Genomic DNA, 18,106 nt, shown 5'->3' on the forward strand with positions numbered 1-18,106 from the left:
GCCATGATGAAGGCAAAAGTGTTTTCAGCCTTTCTTGTGATCGTCCTGCCAACGGGAATGCAGGCACAACCAGACAGTGCGGCAGCACGGGTCTCTGCCGGTCTGGTTCTTGCCGACTGGGCCGTATCAACTGAAAACGCGCCCCTGTTGCTAACCGCGCTCGAGATTGTTTCCGCACACGCGCCAAAAGGCGAAGCCGCAACGCAACTGCAAAACCGCTATCAGGCCGAGGCGCGGTTTTTGATGCGCGGGGACAAAGAGCTTGGTGAGCGGTTTGACGCTCTGATCAGCAATACCGCGCCTGAATCTTTGCGAAACACAATTTGGATTGTCCCAGGCGGCAGCCGGTTCGAACCGCCACAGGGGCAGGGTGTTGCATCTTTTGCTTCCGCAACAGGCGTCTCAGCGCGGCAGGTGTTTGGTCTGTCGGGGGCGTCCTGCCGACGTGAGGCGCAGAACTGGAACTGTGTGCCTGCAGACCTGCAAGGTGAGATACACATCAATCATGTGCCGGGTGGCCCTGACTGGGTCGTCATTGAAACCCGGCCTGTAGACCCATGATCCGCGTTTTTCTGTTAGCGGGATGTATTCTGTCGGCCGGTGCGGCCGTCGCTAATCCCGACCGCAAAGCGCTGTTGATTGGCGTGATGAATTACACTGCTGATCTGGCCCGTCTGGGTGGAGCCCTGACCGGACCGGGCCCGGACGTGGCGCTGATGACGCAGGTTTTTGCTGGCAAAGGTGTTCCAATAGAAAAGATTTCAGTGCTGTCGGATTCTCCGGAACTGACTGAAACTGAGGGTGTTTCTATCGAAACTCCAACGCGCGCCAATATTCTGGCCGCGCTGGATCGGTTGGCGGCAGAGGCGCAGGCGGGCGACAAGATAGCGATCTACATGGCGGGCCACGGTGCGCAGATTGCGTCCGGTTCGGACACATCCGAGGTGGACGGGCTGGATGAGGTTTTCTTGCCCTCGGATTTTGCATTTGATGCCGATGACGCGCCGGTCAATGTTGTCCGGGACGATGAGATCGGTGCCAGAATAGACCGGATGATCGCCGCCGGGGCGAATGTGTGGCTGATTGCGGATACCTGTCATTCCGGCAGCTTTCGGCGGGGTGAGACAGCCGTTGCGCGCTTTGTCGATCTGAGGCCCGACAAGACAGTCAGCCCGGTTGCCGAACCACTCGTGGACCTGTCGAAAGCCAGTACTCTCGCACCCGGTCACTTTACCGGCTTCTATGCCGCCGAGGCTGGATCATTGGCCTACGAGTTGAAACCGCCGGGTTCGCCAACGGTTCATGGTCTGATGACATGGGCGCTGGCCAGTGCGTTGCGAAGTGCCGAAGCCCCCACATATTCAGAACTGGCCAGACAGGTTTCCGCGACGCTCTGGGATATTGGCTGGGGGCGTGCAGACCCCCGGTTTGAAGGGGCTTTGGGTACAAAGCCCATGCTTTCTGAGGGTATCGGGGTGTCGGACCGGTTTGCCGTCTCCATTTCGGACCTCGTTGTTGTCGAGGCTGGTGTCATCGATGGCGTTACGACAGATACGGTGTTTTCAGTCGAGGACAGCGATGGCGCCTTGCTGTTCGATGTGTCGCCAACCGAAGTGACGCTGACCCAAGCCACCGCACCGCTTCCGGAAACCACCCGCGCCACACTGGATGAGAAGATCAAAGCCGAGGGTCTGGACCCCGAACAGTTCCGAATGCGCTGGCTTCAGCACCGCGCGCCCCGCCTGGCCGCAAAGGTTTCTTCGCGCCCGACAGATCTTTCGCTGGCAGTAGGGCTGTCGCTGCTATCTGCTGGCTCGCAATTTGAGGAGCAGATTGCTCAGATGATCTCGGACCTGCAGCCACGGTTGCGCCTTGATCAGAACGATCCGGACATTCAAATCGTCGCCGATAAGGACCGGCTGGTGCTGCACCCCGTTCCCGACGGTGCGCGCGATGCGCTGTCTGTTCCGTTTGATGCGACCCAATTGCCTCTGCTGGAGCAGATGTTGCAGCAGGCCGCAAAGTCGCGCGCGTTGATCTCGGTTGCGGCGATATTGCAGACCAGCCCCTTGTCGCACGGGATCACCGCCAGTGCCCGTCGCATCCCCGGTGAAGCAGACGAAGAATTTGTATGTCAGGAGGCTTTGGCGGTTCAGGTTGAGCCGAAGTTCGCACCTCAGGGCATCCTGCAGGTTGGCCACTGTGACACAGTGTTGGTCTCCGTTCACAATCGCAATCCCTGGCCGGTTGATCTGACGCCCCTTTATGTCGCGCCGGACAATAAGGTGTATTTCCTGTCGGGATACAGGGATGCCGAAAAAGGCGGCTGGCGCATAGGGGCAGGAGAGACCGATGCCCTGCGCTATACCGAAGCCACGCGTGGGCCGGATGGGGCAGTGCTGGCTACTGGTCAGATGCGTGTTTTGCTCTTGGCCGAACGCGGCATGCCCGGGTCGGACCCGGTCGATTTTCGTTATTTACAAGACGAACGCGCGCCGCCCGCAACACGGTCTGCACCTGCCAACTCGTTATCCTCGCTTTTGACCGAAGCCGGATTCGGGCTGGCCAAAACCCGTTCCGTCGGTGAAACTGTTATCAAGCAAAGCGGTGCCGTTATTATTCCGCTGAAAACCGTTGCAGAGGTGGGGGCCGATCGCGGTGCGCAGTAAAGTCAACATTGCGGTTCTGGCTGTTCTGAGCCTGATGTTCCTTGGTCAGGGTGGATCGGCCGTGGCGGCCGACCTGCGCAAAAGCGCCCTGGTTGTGGCAGAATGGGCCGTTGAGGCAAACGAACCGCAGGCCCTTGCCAGCAGTCTGGCTGTGTTGCTTGAGGAAGGCGGCACTCTGGACCCGGAGGATCCGTTCTCGGTCTTGCCTTTGGCCGACGCGCTGCGTGACATGCCCGGAGGAGCGGATTTGATGGACGCGGTTCTCGAAACCGGATCCCGGGGTCAGCTTGGTGGCGCCGCCCGTCTGGACCTGTTGCTTGCGCCCGGACAAACTCATGAAACGGACGTTTTTCTTGTCGGCTCGGAAGTAACGTGGATCGAGGCTCGCTTGTGGCGCGGGTCAGGTGGGGCTGATATCGACGTTGAACTCGTGGGCTCGGACGGAACCAGCATCGCCGCAGACATCAGCCCGCAGACCGGCATTGAAGGGATTGCGGCGCTGGTGGATGTCTGGATCGACAGTTGCGTCAACGCGACGTTGCGGATCACGAATGCCGGCGGCAGTCAGGGGCGCGTCGCGTTGTTTGTTCCACAGTCGCCCCATCAGGATTGCGAGGCGCCGGGTTGACCGGCATCCGCCTGTCGGGCGCTGTTTTCGCGCTTTTGCTGGCTCTGGCCCTGCCGGTCGTCGCCCAGAACCAGAACTCTGCCGAATTGGAAGCGCTGCAAAACAGAGCCGGTCAGGCCTTCGTTGCACAGGATCATGCCACGGTCCGGGAACTTGTCAGGCAGATGGAACCCATGATCGACCGGGGCCTGCGTACCGAAGGGCGGAACGGGGTCGCGCAATATGGGATACTAGGAGAAATCCTGTTCGGCATCGGCGACAGGGAAGACGCATTGCGCGCCTACACCAAATCGGTCGACGCAGCCCGGATTGAGGGTCTGTGGCTTCAGCGAGACGGGCTGTATGTCCGCTATGAATACGGAAGTCTTCTGCAACTGCTCGGACAGCACGACAAAGCGCTGAGTGTCAGCTCAGAGCTGCTGCAGGATCTTGAGCAACTAGGTTTTACAAACAGCGCTGCGGGATTGGATACCGGTATTCTGGTAGGCGCAATCCTAATGGAAACAAACCAGCTGGATGGCGCCCGGCAAGTGTTTGAAAACATGGTCGGGATCGCGCGGGAACACGACACGGAAGGCCGCAAGCTGCAAGTGGCGTTGAACGGTTTGGCCAATACCCTGAACGCGATGGAAGCCTATGAAGCAGCGCTTGAACCCACACGTGAAGCGTCTGAACTGGGCAAAAGATTAAACGCGGTTGACAGCGAGTCCCACCTTTACGCGCGGCTGCGATACGGAATTGCGCTGGAGCGTGTTGGCAGACTGGATGAGGCGCGATCCGTTACTGAGGACGTTCTTGCCTCGGCGCAGGGCAAACTGCCTCAGGGGCACGAGATTATTCAATGGGCGCGCCGAACGCTGGAGGATATCGAACGCGCGGAGGGGCGGAAGTTCGCAGCCCGCGAGTTGAACCGGCAAATTGTGGATGATGCCTTGTCCAGCGAGGATCCTGCTCAGCGTCTTGCTGCGCTGCTGGCGCTGGCCGGACATGATTTGGCTAATCTCGAGTTCGAGAGTTATGAGGCCAAAATGATGGCGGCGCTTGAACTGATCGTCTCGGACCCGGGTGCGGTCCCTGAACGGCAGCAGGCCCAAGTCTATTTCGCAGTGGCCGATCACCTGGTGAATTTCCGCCAGAACTTCAAAGGGGCCAAGCCGCTATACGCCCGATCCATCGATATCCTGACGCGTGAACTGGGACCGGATCACCGCGAAACCCTGCAAGTCCAGGCCCGCAGGTTGCAGGCCAAGGACAAGGAAATTCAGGCCAACGTCGCCTTGGACCGGCCCAAGGAGGAGCTTGCGTTCTGGGATGGAACAGAGGCGGGAAAGGCACCCACGGCCTCGGATCTGGAAATGCTGCGCCGACTGGCCGCCGCAGAGGAGGCGCAAGGCACGCGGCTTGAGGCTTATGCATCACAACTCAACTATGCCTTTTTCCTGCAAGAAGCCGGACAAATTGAAACCGCGCTGGCAGTCATAAGAAACCAGATCGAAAAGCGGGAAGGAGAACAGCGGACGGGTTCCATACCCGATCTGGACATCAACTACCGATTGGTGGACGCGCATGGGTCGGCACTGCTCAAAGGCGGGCAATTCTCTGCTGCGGCATCCGTTTTCCAGAATGGAACAGTCGACCTGTTGAACTATCTGCGCGGGTTTCAATGGCTGGAAGGGATAGCGGGCGGGGCAAAAGTATACCTGATTGGCCAGGTGTATGGTGAGTTGTTCGCCTCATCAGCGCTCAAGGCTGCCGAAACCGGCAGTGAGCAGGAGAAGAACCGCTATGTTCAGATGGCCTTTGAGGCCATGCAACTGGCGGGTTACGGCCCCGCCTCTGTCGCTGTGGCCCGTGCGGCGATCCGGGACAAGGCGCAAAACCCCGATCTGGTTCAACTTGCGGCGCAATGGCAGAAAGCGACTTTGGCCCAGCGGGTCGGGAACGATGTTCAGAATTCGGATCTGGACCGTCTGCGGTCCCGGATGTCGGCACAGTTTTCCGAGTACTTCGAATGGCAAATCCCAGCGCCGCTGACGATGAGCCATATCCAGCGCGAGGTAATCGCCCCGGATGAGGCTGTGATCATGATCCTGACAGCCACAACCCAGAGCGCGCATAAGAAAGGGATCAAAGGGCTGGTTCTTGCCGTGACCCGGGACGGCGCGGCGATGGTTGAATTGCCTCAGAAGTGGAACGTTCTGGTGCAGGACATACTTGATCTCCAGCGTACGCTTGACCCGAAGTCGCCAGAGCAGATGGCCCAATTGCGGGCGCCGCTTGCCAACGTGCAGGGCGCGTCGGGCGCCGCAGCGACGCGGTATGCCGCCCCGTTTGCTTTCGATGCCGCAGAACGACTGCACAAGACGTTTTTCGGATCGCCGGAAATAACTGATCTGATTGGTTCCAAGTCGACCTGGACGTTGGTCCCCTACGGTGAAACGCTGAGCATACCTTTCGCGGCCCTGATCGTGGATGACCCGGGCCGACATTTGCAGGACCGTCGCACCGCAAAGGACCTGCGCGAAATACGCTGGTTGGGGCATGAGCGCGCGCTCCGGGTTGTGCCGTCCGTCGCGGCCCTTGAAAACCTGCGAAAACGTCCCCGGGTCCCCGAGCAACCAGCCTCCAGGCTGGCATATGTCGGATTTGGCGACCCTGCGTTTCAGGGGGCGGAACTGGCGGCCTTGCCTCAGACAGACATCGTTATGCGCGGATCGATCTCGCAACGAGCAACCGCAGTACGCGCGCTTCCGCGTTTGCCGGGCACCCGGCGCGAAGTTGAAACGCTGGCAGGGTTGTTCGGAGAGACCCGCAGCGACATTCGGTTGGGTTCCTCAGCAAGCGAAGCGGAAATCGTTGCGCTCAACAGCCAAGGCAAACTGGCGCAGGCGCAAATTCTGCATTTTGCGACGCATGGGTTGTTGTCGGGCGCGTTCGAAGGGTTGGCCGAACCCGCATTGGCGCTGACGCCAGACGCGACTGCCCCGGCGCAAGGAAGTTTCACTGGCGATGGCCTGTTGACCGCCTCCGAGGCCGCGCAGCTCGATATTGGTGCCGACTGGGTCATTCTGTCGGCCTGCGACACGGCAGGGGAAGATTCGATCGGCGGCGAAGGTCTGGGGGGGTTGGTTCAGGGCTTTTTCTCGGCTGGCGCGCGCAATATGCTTGTTTCGCATTGGCGCGTAGATGATCGCGCCGCCGAGGCGCTGATTACCCGCACCGTGACCGCCTCGCAAAATCAGACCAGCAAGGCCGAGTCGCTGAGGCAGGCGATGAAATCTCTTTTTGACGACCCGAGCCGCGATCAGACCCAACTGCCGAATTCCCACCCGTCGATCTGGGCCCCGTTCCTGATGATTGGCGCAGGCTGACGGGTGACCTGCGCCACAAAAGCAAACGGGCCACCTGATCAGGCGGCCCGTTTGCTTTTTCTGGCAGTTGTAGCTTAGTCCTTGGGCGTCAGTAGCGGCAGCGTATTTGCAACCGGAACCACCCTGGGCAAGCTTTGCCCGTTGTTTCCTGCACGCTGATTCTGTACCTGCAGTGCAGAACGGATGACCTGAACCCGTTCGGTTGTCGTGCTGGGGACGAAAACAGGCGTTGCACCGCTTTCCAGTGAATCCATCGCGTTCACATACCACGGAACCGCTGCCGCAGGGGTCGCCGGCACACCGAACCCTTCACGCAGGTGGTGCCCAATCAGCTCTCCGTAAGGAGCCTGACCCGCAGCCATCATTGTCAATGCGCCAGCCAGAGCCATTTCGGCATCATCCAGACGATAACCGATGCCCAGGCAGATCTGGCCATAGACGCCCATTGTTGCGGCGTCGCTCAGACCCAACTGGGTGGCGGTCGATTGCACCGCCGGCATGACCTGTGCCTGATCCGTTGTGGGCAGGCCGGACATGACGTCGGAGTACCCGCCTGCAATCTGGCTGCACAGCTCCGTCATCTCGTTTTCGGACACCGCGTATTGCGACGCGAGCGATCCACCTTGCGTGATGGCAAATCCACGTGCTTCGCAGAACTTTTCGCTTAGTGCCTGGTTCGGATCTGTCATGTTCGACGCCTGAACCACACCGCCCTGAATGCGCGTTGTCTGGTCAACCAGTTCGCACCGTGCGGCAGCGGATACAGTGGGCTGACCAACCGGCTTCAGGGGCTTGAGCTTTGGCACCGTGCCGCCATTGCCGATAACCTGACCGCCACCCTGCTGGGGCTGGTCGGGAATGACAGCCTGCGGGACCTGCTGGCGTGGTACCTGGTTCAGGGGCTGCGCCGCCGCGGCCTGAGTGCCGTTGTTGGCCCACGGGTCAACAATGCCGTTGTTGTTGGTGCCATAATTGGGAGTATTTGCACCGTAGTTTGGCCCGGCATTGTCGCCATAACGTGCGGCATAGTTGGGGTCACGACCGATGTTCAGCAATCCGCGCGGGCCTTCAGCAGCCATCGTACGGGGATAGGCGCCACCGGCACCTGACTGATACTGCCGCCATCCGTTGACCAGGTTCTGACGTTCCCAATCCGAAAGCTGGCCGGTCTGGGGGTATCCCATGTAACCTTGATAATCACGGATCGCACCGCGGCTGCGGTTTCCCATCACGCCGTCGACCGTTCCCGCGTTCCAGCCGAAGCCGTTGAGCGCGCTCTGAACCTCACGGTTTTGCTGCCGCTGGGCAGAATTCACCGTCGAGCGGCGCGTTGTCGTCGTTTGGCTGCGTTTTTTGTTTTTGTTGCAGTTGATTGCGCCTGTAGCGCACCCAAGGATCACAGCGGCACCGCCGCCGATAATCACATCTGCCAGATCTGCACTTGCGCGGCTGACGCCCGTGGTAATCATCAGGGAGACCAGCAATGCGCCGCCGACGGATTTATTTAAAATATGACGTGGCATCTTTAAGTCACCTCCTTACCCAAAATCTATATCGCTATTCTTACTTAAACATGTGATTCAGTGCATGTTACAAAAAATGTCACCTGTTTGCACCCATGCAATTGAGCATTGAAAACAAATAATTTTAGGACGCCGAGGGTGGGTATGGCGCCCTAAAACTTCGACAATTCAGGCGTAATGACCCTTAATGTCGAAACAGTATCTCGATAAATCGTCAATTACCTGCAGACCATTGGGCATTTACGGGAACACCGTGAAGTGCAGCCTGCGTTTCCGCGATTTGCATTGCCTTGCGGATTACGCTGACGCGATCCTGTGTGGCGCTGGCCATGAAAACGGCAGGCGCACCATTTTCCAGTGCCGTCATCGCGTTCGCGTACCACTCGACCGACGCCTTCGGAGCTTCGGCGGTGCCGAAACCTTCCCGTAGGTGGTGGCCAACCAGTTCGCCATATGCAGCGTGGCCGGATGCGGTCAGTGAAAGGGCACCGGCCAGCGCCATCTCGGCGTCGTCCATGCGATACCCCATTCCGGTGCAGATCTCGCCATAGTCCCGGGCAATCTGGGGCATATTCAGCCCAAGCGTAGCATTCGCATTCCGCGCGCTGTCCAGGGTGGACTGCACCGGCGTTCCGGGAAGAGCACTGATCGTGCCCGAGAATGTGGCTTTGATGTGATTGCAGATTTCCGTCATTTCGGTTTCGGAAACCGCGAAATGGGACTGCGAGGACTGTCCCAAAGTAATGACAAGTCCGCGTGCCTCGCACAGTTTTTCACTCAGCGCCTGATGGTGATCGGTCACATTGTCCGCGTGGATCAGCCCGCCCTGGATTTTCGAGGTGGCACCCACCAGTTCGCAGCGCCCGGCCACAGATTTGACGGGTGTTCCTATGCGTTTGGGCAGTTCGCCGACGATGGGTGGCGGGGATGGATTGTTCGGATCGACAATGCCACCGTCTAAGGGTTGTGGCGATGGGTAGGGCTGCGGTTGCTGCCCGTCGTAATGCCCGGCGTAGCTGGGGTTGCGTTCAACCTTAAGCAGGCCACGGGGGCCTTCGGCGGCCATCAGTCGTGGATATGCGTTGCCCGCGCCTGCCTGATACTTGCGCCATGCGTTGATCAATGTATCCCGTTCCCACTGGGAAAGGCGTCCGTTGGCGGGATCACCCATGAAGTACTGATAGTCGCGAATGGCTGCGCGGCTCCGGCGGCCCAATACACCGTCAGCGTTTCCGACCGGAAAGCCGAATGTGTTCAAGGCGTTCTGCACGTCGCGGTTTTGTTGACGTTCTTCCTCGCTTAGAACGGGCGTTGGGATCGGGTTTCTGCCGGGAGGTCTTGGTTTGTTTCTTGGGCAGATGTTTGGATTGGCGAGACATAACAGCATCGCTGTACCGATCACTTCCTTCGCGCCTGCGTTTGCGCGTTCAACCGATGCTGTCATCATCATGGATGCGGCCAATGCGCCGCCCAGCGTGTGTTTGAAAATACTGCGTGCCATTGTCGACCCCCTAAGCAAAAAACTATCTGGGAACAACGCTAGCCAGTGCCGTTCATAATAGCCCGTTACAAAAAATGTTATCGCTCAGGGTCAGAGAGGTGGTCGATTTTTACGATTTCTTTTCAAAGAGTTGGTTTTATTCTTCGGTTTTTTGGCCTCAAGTCTGACCCATAGCGCAAACATGCATTAGGGCACCAAGGGACGGAGCGTGCCCGGATTTTTGCCCGAAACAGCTTTTTGTCATTCAGATTTGCGGGGGCCGCTCAGCCAAATGAATGGGTCCACAAACCGCACAGGTTCACCCTACTGAATAGCGATCAGCAGCAGTTGATCTTTCTCCATGTCCGGTTCTTCAAGATAAAGCCCCATATCCGTCCAGAACCGGTTGAGCATTGCCAAAAGCTGCGCCTGTTCCGCCTGGGCCAGATCCTGCGCCAGCCCTTCATAGGCGCGTTCACGGATTTCTGCTTCGACGTCGGAACCCAAGGTTTCAAGCGTTGCCCGGTAAGACAGCAAGTACGTATCCCGGCTTGCCCGCAAGGCATCCAGCCGGTCGAGGTTCAGGTTCAATGTCTGCATCAGTTGGGTGCGTTGATTGCCGACCGTGACCTTGATCGTGTCCAGCAGGCGCAGGCTGTCCCGTTCCAGTTGCTGAATTTCGCGGCTGCCTTCGATCAAGGTCTCCACGAAAGCTGCCCCGCTCAGAAGTGTGGATTTTGCGGCTTGAAACAGGGATTCCGCAGCCTGTTCCCGCGCGATGCGAAATTCCAGCTGAAGATCGCCCAAGGCAGATTTGCGGCGGGGGTCCACTTCCTCTTCCAGCAGCGCGTTCAGGGTCGCCAGTGGGTCAGATTGCTCTTCCGAGGACCGATCAGCCTCTTGCGTCCAGCCATCACGGATCGCGTCATAGCGGTCTTCGGATACCACGGCGGCACTGATGACCAGCCTGACACCAAAGTATTCGCCGGCCAGAGCCTGTCCATTCAGGCTGCTGTACATCGGGTATTCATTACGGCGCGCGGTGTAGATTTGTGCGTCTTCCTGATCGACCGAACCGCCACGCGTGACCAGTCCGCCAGACTGGCCGTGACTGCGCCCGATGGCATTCAGGCGGAACGGTTCAAGCATCAGTTCCTCAACATTGCCATAGATATCCAAAAGGCCCAGCGGGTTGGGTTTCCGTCGCGCTCCGATGATGCTGAGCTTGGTGCTGCCGCTGCCGGGCGCCAGATAGGCGGCGTAATCGGACAACGTCCCTTCGGAAAAGAACCTGCGGGCGGCAAAAACCGAGGCGTCTGCTTTGGCACCGCCACGGGCGGCGTATTCCCATTCAGGTTCGGTCGGCAGCCGCAGAAAGCCGGTGCGGTCACCCTGCCGGGGCAGGCTGTCGCGGGCGTTCTGCATCAGCCATTCGGAATAGGCGCGCGAGAGATCAACGGCTTCGAACCAACTTAATCCGCCTTTGGCCCGGGCTTCGACCGGTTTGAAGCCGCCGTCGCAATTCAGGTTGATGGCGCGGTACTGAGCCTCATTCAATTCGTACCGGGCAAAATAATAGTAGCTGACACTGTTTTCGGGGTCGTCGAATGCCCCGCGCAGATAGGTGGGCTTGAGGTAGTCCGAAAAAGCGGTATCGGCGTCAGACTGCCCCATACGAAAGGGTCGGTCCGACAACGGGCGGGCGATATCGACCGGCACGTTGACTTTCTGAAAGGCCATGCCACCGCCACAAGGCATCGGCAAGACCAGATCCGCAGGGCCGTGCAACTGGCTGGAAGGATCGATCAGAATGGGGGGCCATGGGGCGTCGCTTGCCCAAGCCGAAGACAGCCAAGCCATGAAAAAACACAGGCTCAGTCGAGCAGATACGGGCAAAATCGGAACTCCCCAAAATTCTGTAACCACCCTGCATCGGGCAGGAGACAGTTTTGCACAGATGAAACAGATTGCAACTGAGGCCGTCCGGTTGTTCTTGCCGAAATCACGTTCGCGTGGTGGTAATTCCACATCAGGCGGGTTAGAGGGTGGGCAACCGACAAACCGAACATTTGCGATTGAAACGGCAGGAAGTTTTTTGATGCAGATAGAAGATACTTCGTTAGAAGGTGTGAAAATCCTTACACCAGCACGCTTTGGCGACAACCGTGGCTTCTTTTCCGAAAGCTGGAACCGGAAGCGCATGGAGGATGCAGGGCTGAACTTCGAGTTTGTTCAGGACAATCATTCGGTATCTGCAACGGTGGGAACGCTGCGCGGGCTGCATATGCAAACACCGCCTCACGCGCAGGACAAGCTGGTGCGCTGTGGGCGCGGACGGTTGTTTGATGTGGCCGTCGATATTCGCAAGGGCAGCCCGACCTATGGGAAATGGGTGGGCGTTGAACTGAGTGCCGAGAACGGCAAGCAACTGCTGATCCCGGCCGGGTTTTTGCATGGTTTCGTCACCCGTGAGCCGGACACCGAGATCGTCTACAAGTGTTCGGACTACTACGCCCCGGACTGCGACCGCTCGGTCCGGTTCGACGATGCCGATATCGGTATCGACTGGGAGCTGGAAATTGATCCTGTGCTGAGCGCCAAGGATGAAGCGGCCGTGACACTGGCGGCTTTGGACAATCCGTTTGTATATGAAGGTCAGAAATGAAAATTCTCGTGACCGGCGGGGCCGGGTTCATTGGATCCGCAGTAGTACGTCAGGCCATTCGTGACGGGCACAGCGTCGTCAATCTTGACGCGCTGACATACGCGGCGTGTCTTGAAAACGTGGCCAGTGTGACCAACCACCCCAATTACAGTTTTGTGCAGGCCGATATTCGTGACCGCGCAGCCCTGGACAAGGTGTTTGCAGAACATGAGCCGGACGCGGTCATGCATCTGGCGGCGGAAAGCCATGTTGACCGGTCGATCGACGGGCCGGGCGATTTCATCGAAACCAACATCACGGGCACTTATCAGATGCTCGAAGCTGCAAGAGCATACTGGACACACATGGGTCAGCCCGAGGCGTTCCGGTTTCACCACATCTCGACGGATGAGGTTTATGGCTCGCTGCCCGCCGACCCGCAGGTTCAGTTCACCGAAGAGACGTCCTACGACCCCCGCTCGCCCTATTCCGCTTCGAAAGCGGCAAGCGACCACCTTGTTCGCGCCTGGGCCGAAACATACGGCCTGCCGGTCGTGCTGACCAATTGTTCGAACAATTACGGGCCGTTCCATTTTCCTGAAAAGCTGATCCCCGTGATCATCCTCAATGCTCTGGCGGGCAAGCCGCTGCCGATCTACGGGGATGGTTCGAACATCCGTGACTGGCTGTACGTGGAAGATCACGCGGATGCGCTTCTGCTGGTCGTGCAAAAGGGGCAGGTTGGCCGTACCTACAACATCGGTGGCGAAAACGAGCGCACCAATCTGGAACTGGTCAAAACCCTTTGCGAAATCCTTGACCGCAAACGTCCAAAGGACAGCGGGTCTTACGCAGATCAGATCACCTTTGTAACCGATCGTCCCGGCCATGACGCACGGTATGCCATAGACCCGACCCGCATTCGCAATGAGTTGGGTTGGAGCCCGTCCGTAACCGTCGAGGAAGGGCTGGAAAAAACCGTCCAGTGGTATCTGGACAACGAAGACTGGTGGCGCGCGCTGCAAAACCGCGACGGTGTTGGTCAGCGACTGGGGACGGGAAAATGATCCTTGTCTTTGGAGAAACCGGGCAGGTCGCCCAGGAAATCGCTCTGAATGCGGGCCAGCGCGAGATCGTGTTTCTTGGCCGCGATGCAGCGGATTTGACCAACCCGGAACAGTGCCAGGCCGCCATCGAAACGCACCGGCCGCAAGCGGTGATCAATGCCGCAGCCTATACCGCCGTGGATCGGGCTGAAGATGAGGCCGAGACAGCAATGGCCGTCAACGGCACGACGGTTGGGGCCATTGCCCGGACCTGTTCCGCGCTGGGCATTCCGTTGGTGCATATTTCGACCGATTACGTATTTGACGGCTCGGGTGAGGCCCCGCACCGGCCGGAAGATGCCACGCACCCGATCAACACCTATGGCCGCACAAAGCTGGCTGGTGAAACGGCGATCCGGGCGAGCACCTGCCGCCATGCCATAATGCGCACCTCGTGGGTGTTCTCGGCCCATGGCAACAACTTTGTCAAAACCATGCTGCGCCTGTCTGAAACCCGGGATGCGCTGAACGTTGTAGACGATCAGATTGGCGGCCCGACCCCGGCTGCGGACATCGCGCGGGCCTGCCTGCATCTGGCCGACCGCCTGATGGCTGGTGAGATGGACAGCGCAACCCTGCATTTTGGCGGTTCACCGGACGTCAGCTGGGCCGGATTTGCGCGCGAGATTTTCTCGCAAGCCGGTCGGTCCGTGACTGTTACGGGTATTCCGACCTCTGACTATCCTACTCCGGCCAAACGGCCCCTGAATTCGCGAATGGACTGCAGCAGCCTGTCTGCCTGCGGTCTGGAACGCCCCGATTGGCGGGCCGGCCTGCGCGACGTATTGAACAGCAAAGAGATTTCATCATGACGAACCGTAAAGGTATCATTCTGGCCGGCGGCTCGGGCACCCGTCTGTACCCGATCACGATGGGTGTGTCCAAACAGCTTCTGCCGATCTACGACAAGCCGATGATCTATTATCCGCTGTCGGTACTGATGCTGACGGGAATCCGCGAGATCTGCATCATCACCACGCCCCAGGATCAGGACCAGTTTCAGCGCACGCTGGGGGATGGCAGCCAGTGGGGTCTGGAACTGACCTACATCACCCAGCCGTCGCCGGACGGTCTGGCGCAAGCCTATCTGCTGGCCGAAGAATTTCTGAACGGCGCGCCGTCGGCGATGGTGCTGGGGGACAACATCTTCTTTGGCCATGGTCTGCCGACCCAACTGCAAAAGGCCGATGCGCAAAGCACAGGCGGAACCGTTTTTGGCTATCGTGTGGCCGACCCGGAACGTTATGGCGTGGTAGGCTTTGATGCGACAGGCGCAGTGCAGAGCATCATTGAAAAGCCCAAAGTGCCACCGTCGAACTATGCCGTGACGGGTCTGTATTTTCTGGACGGTACCGCGCCAGAGCGTGCGCGGCGGGTCAAGCCGTCGGAACGCGGAGAACTTGAAATTACCTCCCTGCTTGAGACGTACCTGGACGACGGAACATTGCGCGTCAGGCAGATGGGGCGCGGTTATGCCTGGCTGGACACCGGCACTCATGCGTCATTGCTTGAGGCCGGAAACTTCGTGCACACGTTGTCGAACCGGCAAGGTCAGCAGGTCGGGTGCCCGGAAGAGATTGCGTTCGAACACGGCTGGATTTCGCAGGAGCAGCTTCTGAAGCGCGCGGAATTGTTCCGGAAAACGGCATACGGAAGATACCTGCGCAATCTGGTGGACTAGTCCCATCGCTTTCCGATCCGCGAGTTTTAAAGACCGATGAAGATTGCGTGGGCCGGATTACCGGTCGGCGCTGAAATACTCGTCCGGGAAATATTTGCGCCAGAACGTACTGCCGTATCTTTGGAAGGCGTGGCAGCCAAATGGCAGCTTCCCGTCGTTGCATTCCAGCAGGTATTCCGGCGCGGCTTCAAACGCGAACCGCGACGCCTGCATCGGCGTGGGAATCGTAAACCCGCTGAAATAACGCGGCACCAGGCTGGTCCAGATTACATCCTCGTTCACGCCGGGTTTTACGGGAATGATTGTTTTTCCGAACAGACGAAGCACTAGGTTTGCCAGGGCCACGGCACCAATCTTGTTGGCTATTCTGACGGCACCTGCGCAAGTCAGGAAAAGCGCCTCATGCGTCACCCTACGGCAATCGCTGATCTTGCGAAGGGACAATCCGCCGTTCAGTTCACCGGTGAAGTCATACGGCAGGTTTGGCTGGCTGTACCCGTCAAAAACCGGCGCTCCGACAAAGGAATATCCATGCGCGGTCCAGGAATCGAGATGATCCTGAATGATCAGACAATCGACCTGACAAATCAGGATGTAGGAAAAATCAGCAAATTGGTCATAAAACTCCTGACTGATCATCAGTTGGTTGTACGAGTCGATGCTGACAAAATGGGAATCGGACAGGCAAAGAGTCCGCGCTGTTCCTTCCGTTTCCCGCAGGACGTTTTTTGTGACCGTGTTCTCCAGGTAATCGCACAGGGCGTCTGGCCCCAGAATGGTGACATCGTGCGATTTCAGAATCCTGACATTGTGCAGAAGGGCCGCCATTTCCGTGTCCGTCAGTTCCCGGTGAACGGGCACGACAACGTTGCAGCAGCCAGAAGTGTTTTCTGCGTCTGAACTGTGCGGCACTTTCATGAATTCGCCCCTTCATAGGCCAACTATTTGTAATCTTGCAATATTAGCTGGCCGATACAGGATTCAGCCAAACTGTCAGGTTGAGCGAAATTTTCTTCGTTTCTGCTCTCAATCTAACAGCACCGCAATTGATTGCCAACGATACTCGGCGCTTGTCCTGCCGTGACAGTTGATGCCGACGCCATGACCCTCAGGTTGTCTTGTAACCCCGTGGCACATTCATGATTTGGGCTGAGGTGTCAATCCGATCTTTGCCCGCGGGGTGCATCCGGCCAATCCAGTGGGGCAATCCAGGCCAGATTCACTCAAGTACGTGCGGCTTTGCCTACCAATTATCGGGCCGCATTCTGCCAGGAGAATCGGCGTTCATGGGCGTGAAAACTGGGTCCTACGGGAATCCCCCAATATCGCTGTCAGCCGCGAATCGTTAATTATGTATTTCAGATACCGGGTCTAAACAGACCAAACCACTTTTCCCCCAAGAAGGGGCTGGCTACTTACCCCCTCGGCCGGCCCCTTACCCCTTTCAGGCAAGTTTACAGATCTCCGGCCTGACCAGTCGCCAACCGCGCGACAAGCGCGGGCAGTTCCAATGCATCGTTGTACACGACATCATGGTGAATGGCCGAAATGGCCGACTTCCGGTAACCATTGGTGAAAAGCAAAAAAGGCACCTGCGCGCGGCGCGCCGTTTCAGCGTCAACTTCGCTGTCTCCGACAAACAGCCGCGGTCCTGTGTCGGGCAGGGCTTCGAAGCAGGCATTAAGATGGGCCGGATTGGGCTTGCGTATGTTCAATGTATCGCCACCGAAAACAGCATCAAAGAAACCTGACATTCCCTGCGCTTCCAGGATGTGCCGGGCGGGCCGTTCGGGTTTGTTGGTGCATACACCCATCGCACAGCCCATTTCGCTGAGCGCATGCAGCGCCTGGATCATGCCGGGATACGCAACGGTGTGGACGCTGCTGGCGGCGTTGTAGTGGGCCAGGGTTCTCTGTGTCAGGTCGGAATGCTGTTCAAGGGGAAGGCCGCAATGGTGGATAACCCGCTCGACCAGTTTGGGAAGGCCGTTTCCAACGAATTGCCGGATAGTGTTCTGTTCCAACGGTGGATGACCGACATCATCCAGCATTCGGTTTGCCGCCGCCGCAATGTCGGCGAGGCTGTCGAGCAGGGTTCCATCCAGATCGAATACAAGGGTTGCAGTCACAGAAATGTCCACCGGTATCAATGCGTTCCAAGACCTACCCGGTGTCCCGGCCCGACGCAATCAAACAGTTATTCGGAAATGTGAAGGCACATGCTTGACAAACCTGAGTAAAATAATCAGATTAAGGCGCAGACAGTCAGCCAACCCGGCTCCGGGTCAGCCAGATCGTTGAAAAACGCAATCAGATCAAGACGATTTGCCAAAACCTATCCGGAGTTGCCCGATGAACATGCAGAACCCGAATCCAAGCCAGGCCTATGCCGTTTCCATGTTGCCTGCTCATAAGGCGGAAGACCTGACCAAGGGTGGAAATCTGGCTCATATCGAGTTGGGGGACCAGCTTTACACGCTGCGTATCACCCGTGCCGGCAAGCTGATCCTCACGAAATGAGCGCGCAGTCCTCGCGCGGCGGGGCAACGGTTGGACATTTGGCGGATCTGAGCCCGGTCGAGGCAGGAGCTGTCATGTATCTGCGGCTGTGGGGAAACGGTGCTAATGGCCGTGCTGATGCCGCAAGCGATTTTGAAATCGCTCTGGGTAATGATCACGGTCGCGCCGCAATGCTGACCTTGGACAGGTTGTGCTCGCTGTGCGCCAACCATGGGCGCCGACCTCTGATACGCCACGGCCTGAACTGCGCATGCCTGGGTGCGGACGAAAACTGCTTTGCGCAGATGATTGCTGCCGCATCCGAAGGGGCGCGAGAGGATGCGATGATGATGGCCTCGCTTATCATCAGGCCGGATTTTGCACCGGCGCTTGTCTGTCTGTCCGAAGAATTTGGGCTGGCGCTGCGCCGAATGACCATCTCGGCTCCGTTGCCCAACACGGGACATCATACCCCGGCAGCTACTTTACATTGAAAGAGACCGAA

15 protein-coding genes are annotated in these 18,106 nt (G+C 58.3%); 10 read left to right on the forward strand and 5 right to left on the reverse strand.

Going from position 1 to position 18,106, the window contains the following annotated elements; translation table 11 throughout:
• The first annotated feature begins 3 nt into the window (after positions 1 to 3).
• The 4 genes from ACR1XU_RS18840 to ACR1XU_RS18855 are packed head-to-tail and all read left to right on the forward strand — an operon-like array spanning position 4 to position 6,668.
• Positions 4 to 561: a hypothetical protein gene (locus ACR1XU_RS18840; RefSeq protein ID WP_480907629.1), complete on the forward strand. Its 558-nt coding sequence runs from the start codon at positions 4 to 6 to the stop codon at positions 559 to 561.
• Positions 558 to 2,669 carry a caspase family protein gene (locus ACR1XU_RS18845; RefSeq protein WP_480907631.1) on the forward strand — a complete coding sequence of 704 codons (2,112 nt, stop codon included), beginning with the start codon at positions 558 to 560 and terminating at the stop codon, positions 2,667 to 2,669. Before ACR1XU_RS18840 ends, ACR1XU_RS18845 begins: the two co-directional genes overlap by 4 nt.
• Positions 2,659 to 3,297, forward strand: coding sequence for a hypothetical protein (locus ACR1XU_RS18850; RefSeq protein ID WP_480891510.1), 639 nt, complete (start codon positions 2,659 to 2,661; stop codon positions 3,295 to 3,297). Before ACR1XU_RS18845 ends, ACR1XU_RS18850 begins: the two co-directional genes overlap by 11 nt.
• Positions 3,294 to 6,668 (forward strand): CHAT domain-containing tetratricopeptide repeat protein, encoded by a 3,375-nt coding sequence (locus tag ACR1XU_RS18855; RefSeq protein WP_480907634.1) that lies wholly within the window; start codon positions 3,294 to 3,296, stop codon positions 6,666 to 6,668. The genes ACR1XU_RS18850 and ACR1XU_RS18855 overlap by 4 nt, the downstream gene beginning before the upstream one ends.
• Before the next feature lie 74 nt (positions 6,669 to 6,742).
• Here ACR1XU_RS18855 and ACR1XU_RS18860 read toward each other — a convergent pair whose 3' ends face one another.
• The 3 genes from ACR1XU_RS18860 to ACR1XU_RS18870 all read right to left on the reverse strand — a co-directional run bounded on the left by ACR1XU_RS18860 (position 6,743) and on the right by ACR1XU_RS18870 (position 11,531).
• On the reverse strand, positions 6,743 to 8,191 hold the full coding sequence (locus tag ACR1XU_RS18860; RefSeq protein WP_170806936.1) for a peptidoglycan-binding domain-containing protein: 1,449 nt from the start codon (positions 8,189 to 8,191) through the stop codon (positions 6,743 to 6,745).
• A 214-nt stretch (positions 8,192 to 8,405) separates the two neighbouring features.
• Positions 8,406 to 9,692, reverse strand: a complete 1,287-nt coding sequence (locus ACR1XU_RS18865) for a peptidoglycan-binding domain-containing protein (RefSeq protein WP_480907636.1) — start codon at positions 9,690 to 9,692, stop codon at positions 8,406 to 8,408.
• A gap of 303 nt (positions 9,693 to 9,995) precedes the next feature.
• Positions 9,996 to 11,531: a formylglycine-generating enzyme family protein gene (locus ACR1XU_RS18870; RefSeq protein WP_480907638.1), complete on the reverse strand. Its 1,536-nt coding sequence runs from the start codon at positions 11,529 to 11,531 to the stop codon at positions 9,996 to 9,998.
• A gap of 238 nt (positions 11,532 to 11,769) precedes the next feature.
• On the opposite strand from ACR1XU_RS18870, the gene rfbC reads away from it, so the two are divergent.
• From rfbC to rfbA, 4 genes are read left to right on the forward strand one after another with little or no spacing between them, the layout of a single operon-like run.
• The gene (gene rfbC, locus ACR1XU_RS18875) at positions 11,770 to 12,336 is read left to right on the forward strand and encodes a dTDP-4-dehydrorhamnose 3,5-epimerase (protein WP_170615854.1); all 567 of its coding nucleotides are present in this window, start codon (positions 11,770 to 11,772) and stop codon (positions 12,334 to 12,336) included.
• Entirely contained in the window at positions 12,333 to 13,382 is a 1,050-nt protein-coding gene (gene rfbB, locus ACR1XU_RS18880; RefSeq protein WP_480907640.1) for a dTDP-glucose 4,6-dehydratase, read from the forward strand. Before rfbC ends, rfbB begins: the two co-directional genes overlap by 4 nt.
• On the forward strand, positions 13,379 to 14,233 hold the full coding sequence (gene rfbD, locus ACR1XU_RS18885; RefSeq protein ID WP_480907642.1) for a dTDP-4-dehydrorhamnose reductase: 855 nt from the start codon (positions 13,379 to 13,381) through the stop codon (positions 14,231 to 14,233). The genes rfbB and rfbD overlap by 4 nt, the downstream gene beginning before the upstream one ends.
• Positions 14,230 to 15,102: a glucose-1-phosphate thymidylyltransferase RfbA gene (gene rfbA / locus ACR1XU_RS18890; RefSeq protein WP_480907644.1), complete on the forward strand. Its 873-nt coding sequence runs from the start codon at positions 14,230 to 14,232 to the stop codon at positions 15,100 to 15,102. The genes rfbD and rfbA overlap by 4 nt, the downstream gene beginning before the upstream one ends.
• A 57-nt stretch (positions 15,103 to 15,159) precedes the next feature.
• Here rfbA and ACR1XU_RS18895 read toward each other — a convergent pair whose 3' ends face one another.
• Positions 15,160 to 16,020 (reverse strand): DUF5672 family protein, encoded by an 861-nt coding sequence (locus ACR1XU_RS18895; RefSeq protein WP_480907646.1) that lies wholly within the window; start codon positions 16,018 to 16,020, stop codon positions 15,160 to 15,162.
• 536 nt (positions 16,021 to 16,556) lie between these two features.
• Positions 16,557 to 17,231, reverse strand: a complete 675-nt coding sequence (gene gph, locus ACR1XU_RS18900) for a phosphoglycolate phosphatase (RefSeq protein WP_480907648.1) — start codon at positions 17,229 to 17,231, stop codon at positions 16,557 to 16,559.
• Between the two features lie 223 nt (positions 17,232 to 17,454).
• On the opposite strand from gph, the gene hemP reads away from it, so the two are divergent.
• Both hemP and ACR1XU_RS18910 read left to right on the forward strand, forming a co-directional pair.
• The gene (hemP, locus tag ACR1XU_RS18905; protein WP_170615874.1) at positions 17,455 to 17,622 is read left to right on the forward strand and encodes a hemin uptake protein HemP; all 168 of its coding nucleotides are present in this window, start codon (positions 17,455 to 17,457) and stop codon (positions 17,620 to 17,622) included.
• Positions 17,619 to 18,095 carry a hypothetical protein gene (locus ACR1XU_RS18910; protein WP_170615876.1) on the forward strand — a complete coding sequence of 159 codons (477 nt, stop codon included), beginning with the start codon at positions 17,619 to 17,621 and terminating at the stop codon, positions 18,093 to 18,095. Before hemP ends, ACR1XU_RS18910 begins: the two co-directional genes overlap by 4 nt.
• Positions 18,096 to 18,106 lie beyond the last annotated feature (11 nt).

It is taken from the genome of Ruegeria sp. D1(2025) (genome assembly GCF_056536425.1).

What these genes read in the sequence shown, in the direction of transcription:
- ACR1XU_RS18840 (WP_480907629.1), top strand. Translation starts at nt 4, where the DNA reads ATGATGAAGGCAAAAGTGTTTTCAGCCTTTCTTGTGATCGTCCTGCCA.
- ACR1XU_RS18845 (WP_480907631.1), top strand. Translation starts at nt 558, where the DNA reads ATGATCCGCGTTTTTCTGTTAGCGGGATGTATTCTGTCGGCCGGTGCG.
- ACR1XU_RS18860 (WP_170806936.1), bottom strand. Translation starts at nt 8,191, where the DNA reads ATGCCACGTCATATTTTAAATAAATCCGTCGGCGGCGCATTGCTGGTC.
- ACR1XU_RS18865 (WP_480907636.1), bottom strand. Translation starts at nt 9,692, where the DNA reads ATGGCACGCAGTATTTTCAAACACACGCTGGGCGGCGCATTGGCCGCA.
- ACR1XU_RS18870 (WP_480907638.1), bottom strand. Translation starts at nt 11,531, where the DNA reads ATGGCTTGGCTGTCTTCGGCTTGGGCAAGCGACGCCCCATGGCCCCCC.
- rfbC (WP_170615854.1), top strand. Translation starts at nt 11,770, where the DNA reads ATGCAGATAGAAGATACTTCGTTAGAAGGTGTGAAAATCCTTACACCA.
- rfbB (WP_480907640.1), top strand. Translation starts at nt 12,333, where the DNA reads ATGAAAATTCTCGTGACCGGCGGGGCCGGGTTCATTGGATCCGCAGTA.
- rfbD (WP_480907642.1), top strand. Translation starts at nt 13,379, where the DNA reads ATGATCCTTGTCTTTGGAGAAACCGGGCAGGTCGCCCAGGAAATCGCT.
- rfbA (WP_480907644.1), top strand. Translation starts at nt 14,230, where the DNA reads ATGACGAACCGTAAAGGTATCATTCTGGCCGGCGGCTCGGGCACCCGT.
- ACR1XU_RS18895 (WP_480907646.1), bottom strand. Translation starts at nt 16,020, where the DNA reads ATGAAAGTGCCGCACAGTTCAGACGCAGAAAACACTTCTGGCTGCTGC.
- hemP (WP_170615874.1), top strand. Translation starts at nt 17,455, where the DNA reads ATGAACATGCAGAACCCGAATCCAAGCCAGGCCTATGCCGTTTCCATG.
- ACR1XU_RS18910 (WP_170615876.1), top strand. Translation starts at nt 17,619, where the DNA reads ATGAGCGCGCAGTCCTCGCGCGGCGGGGCAACGGTTGGACATTTGGCG.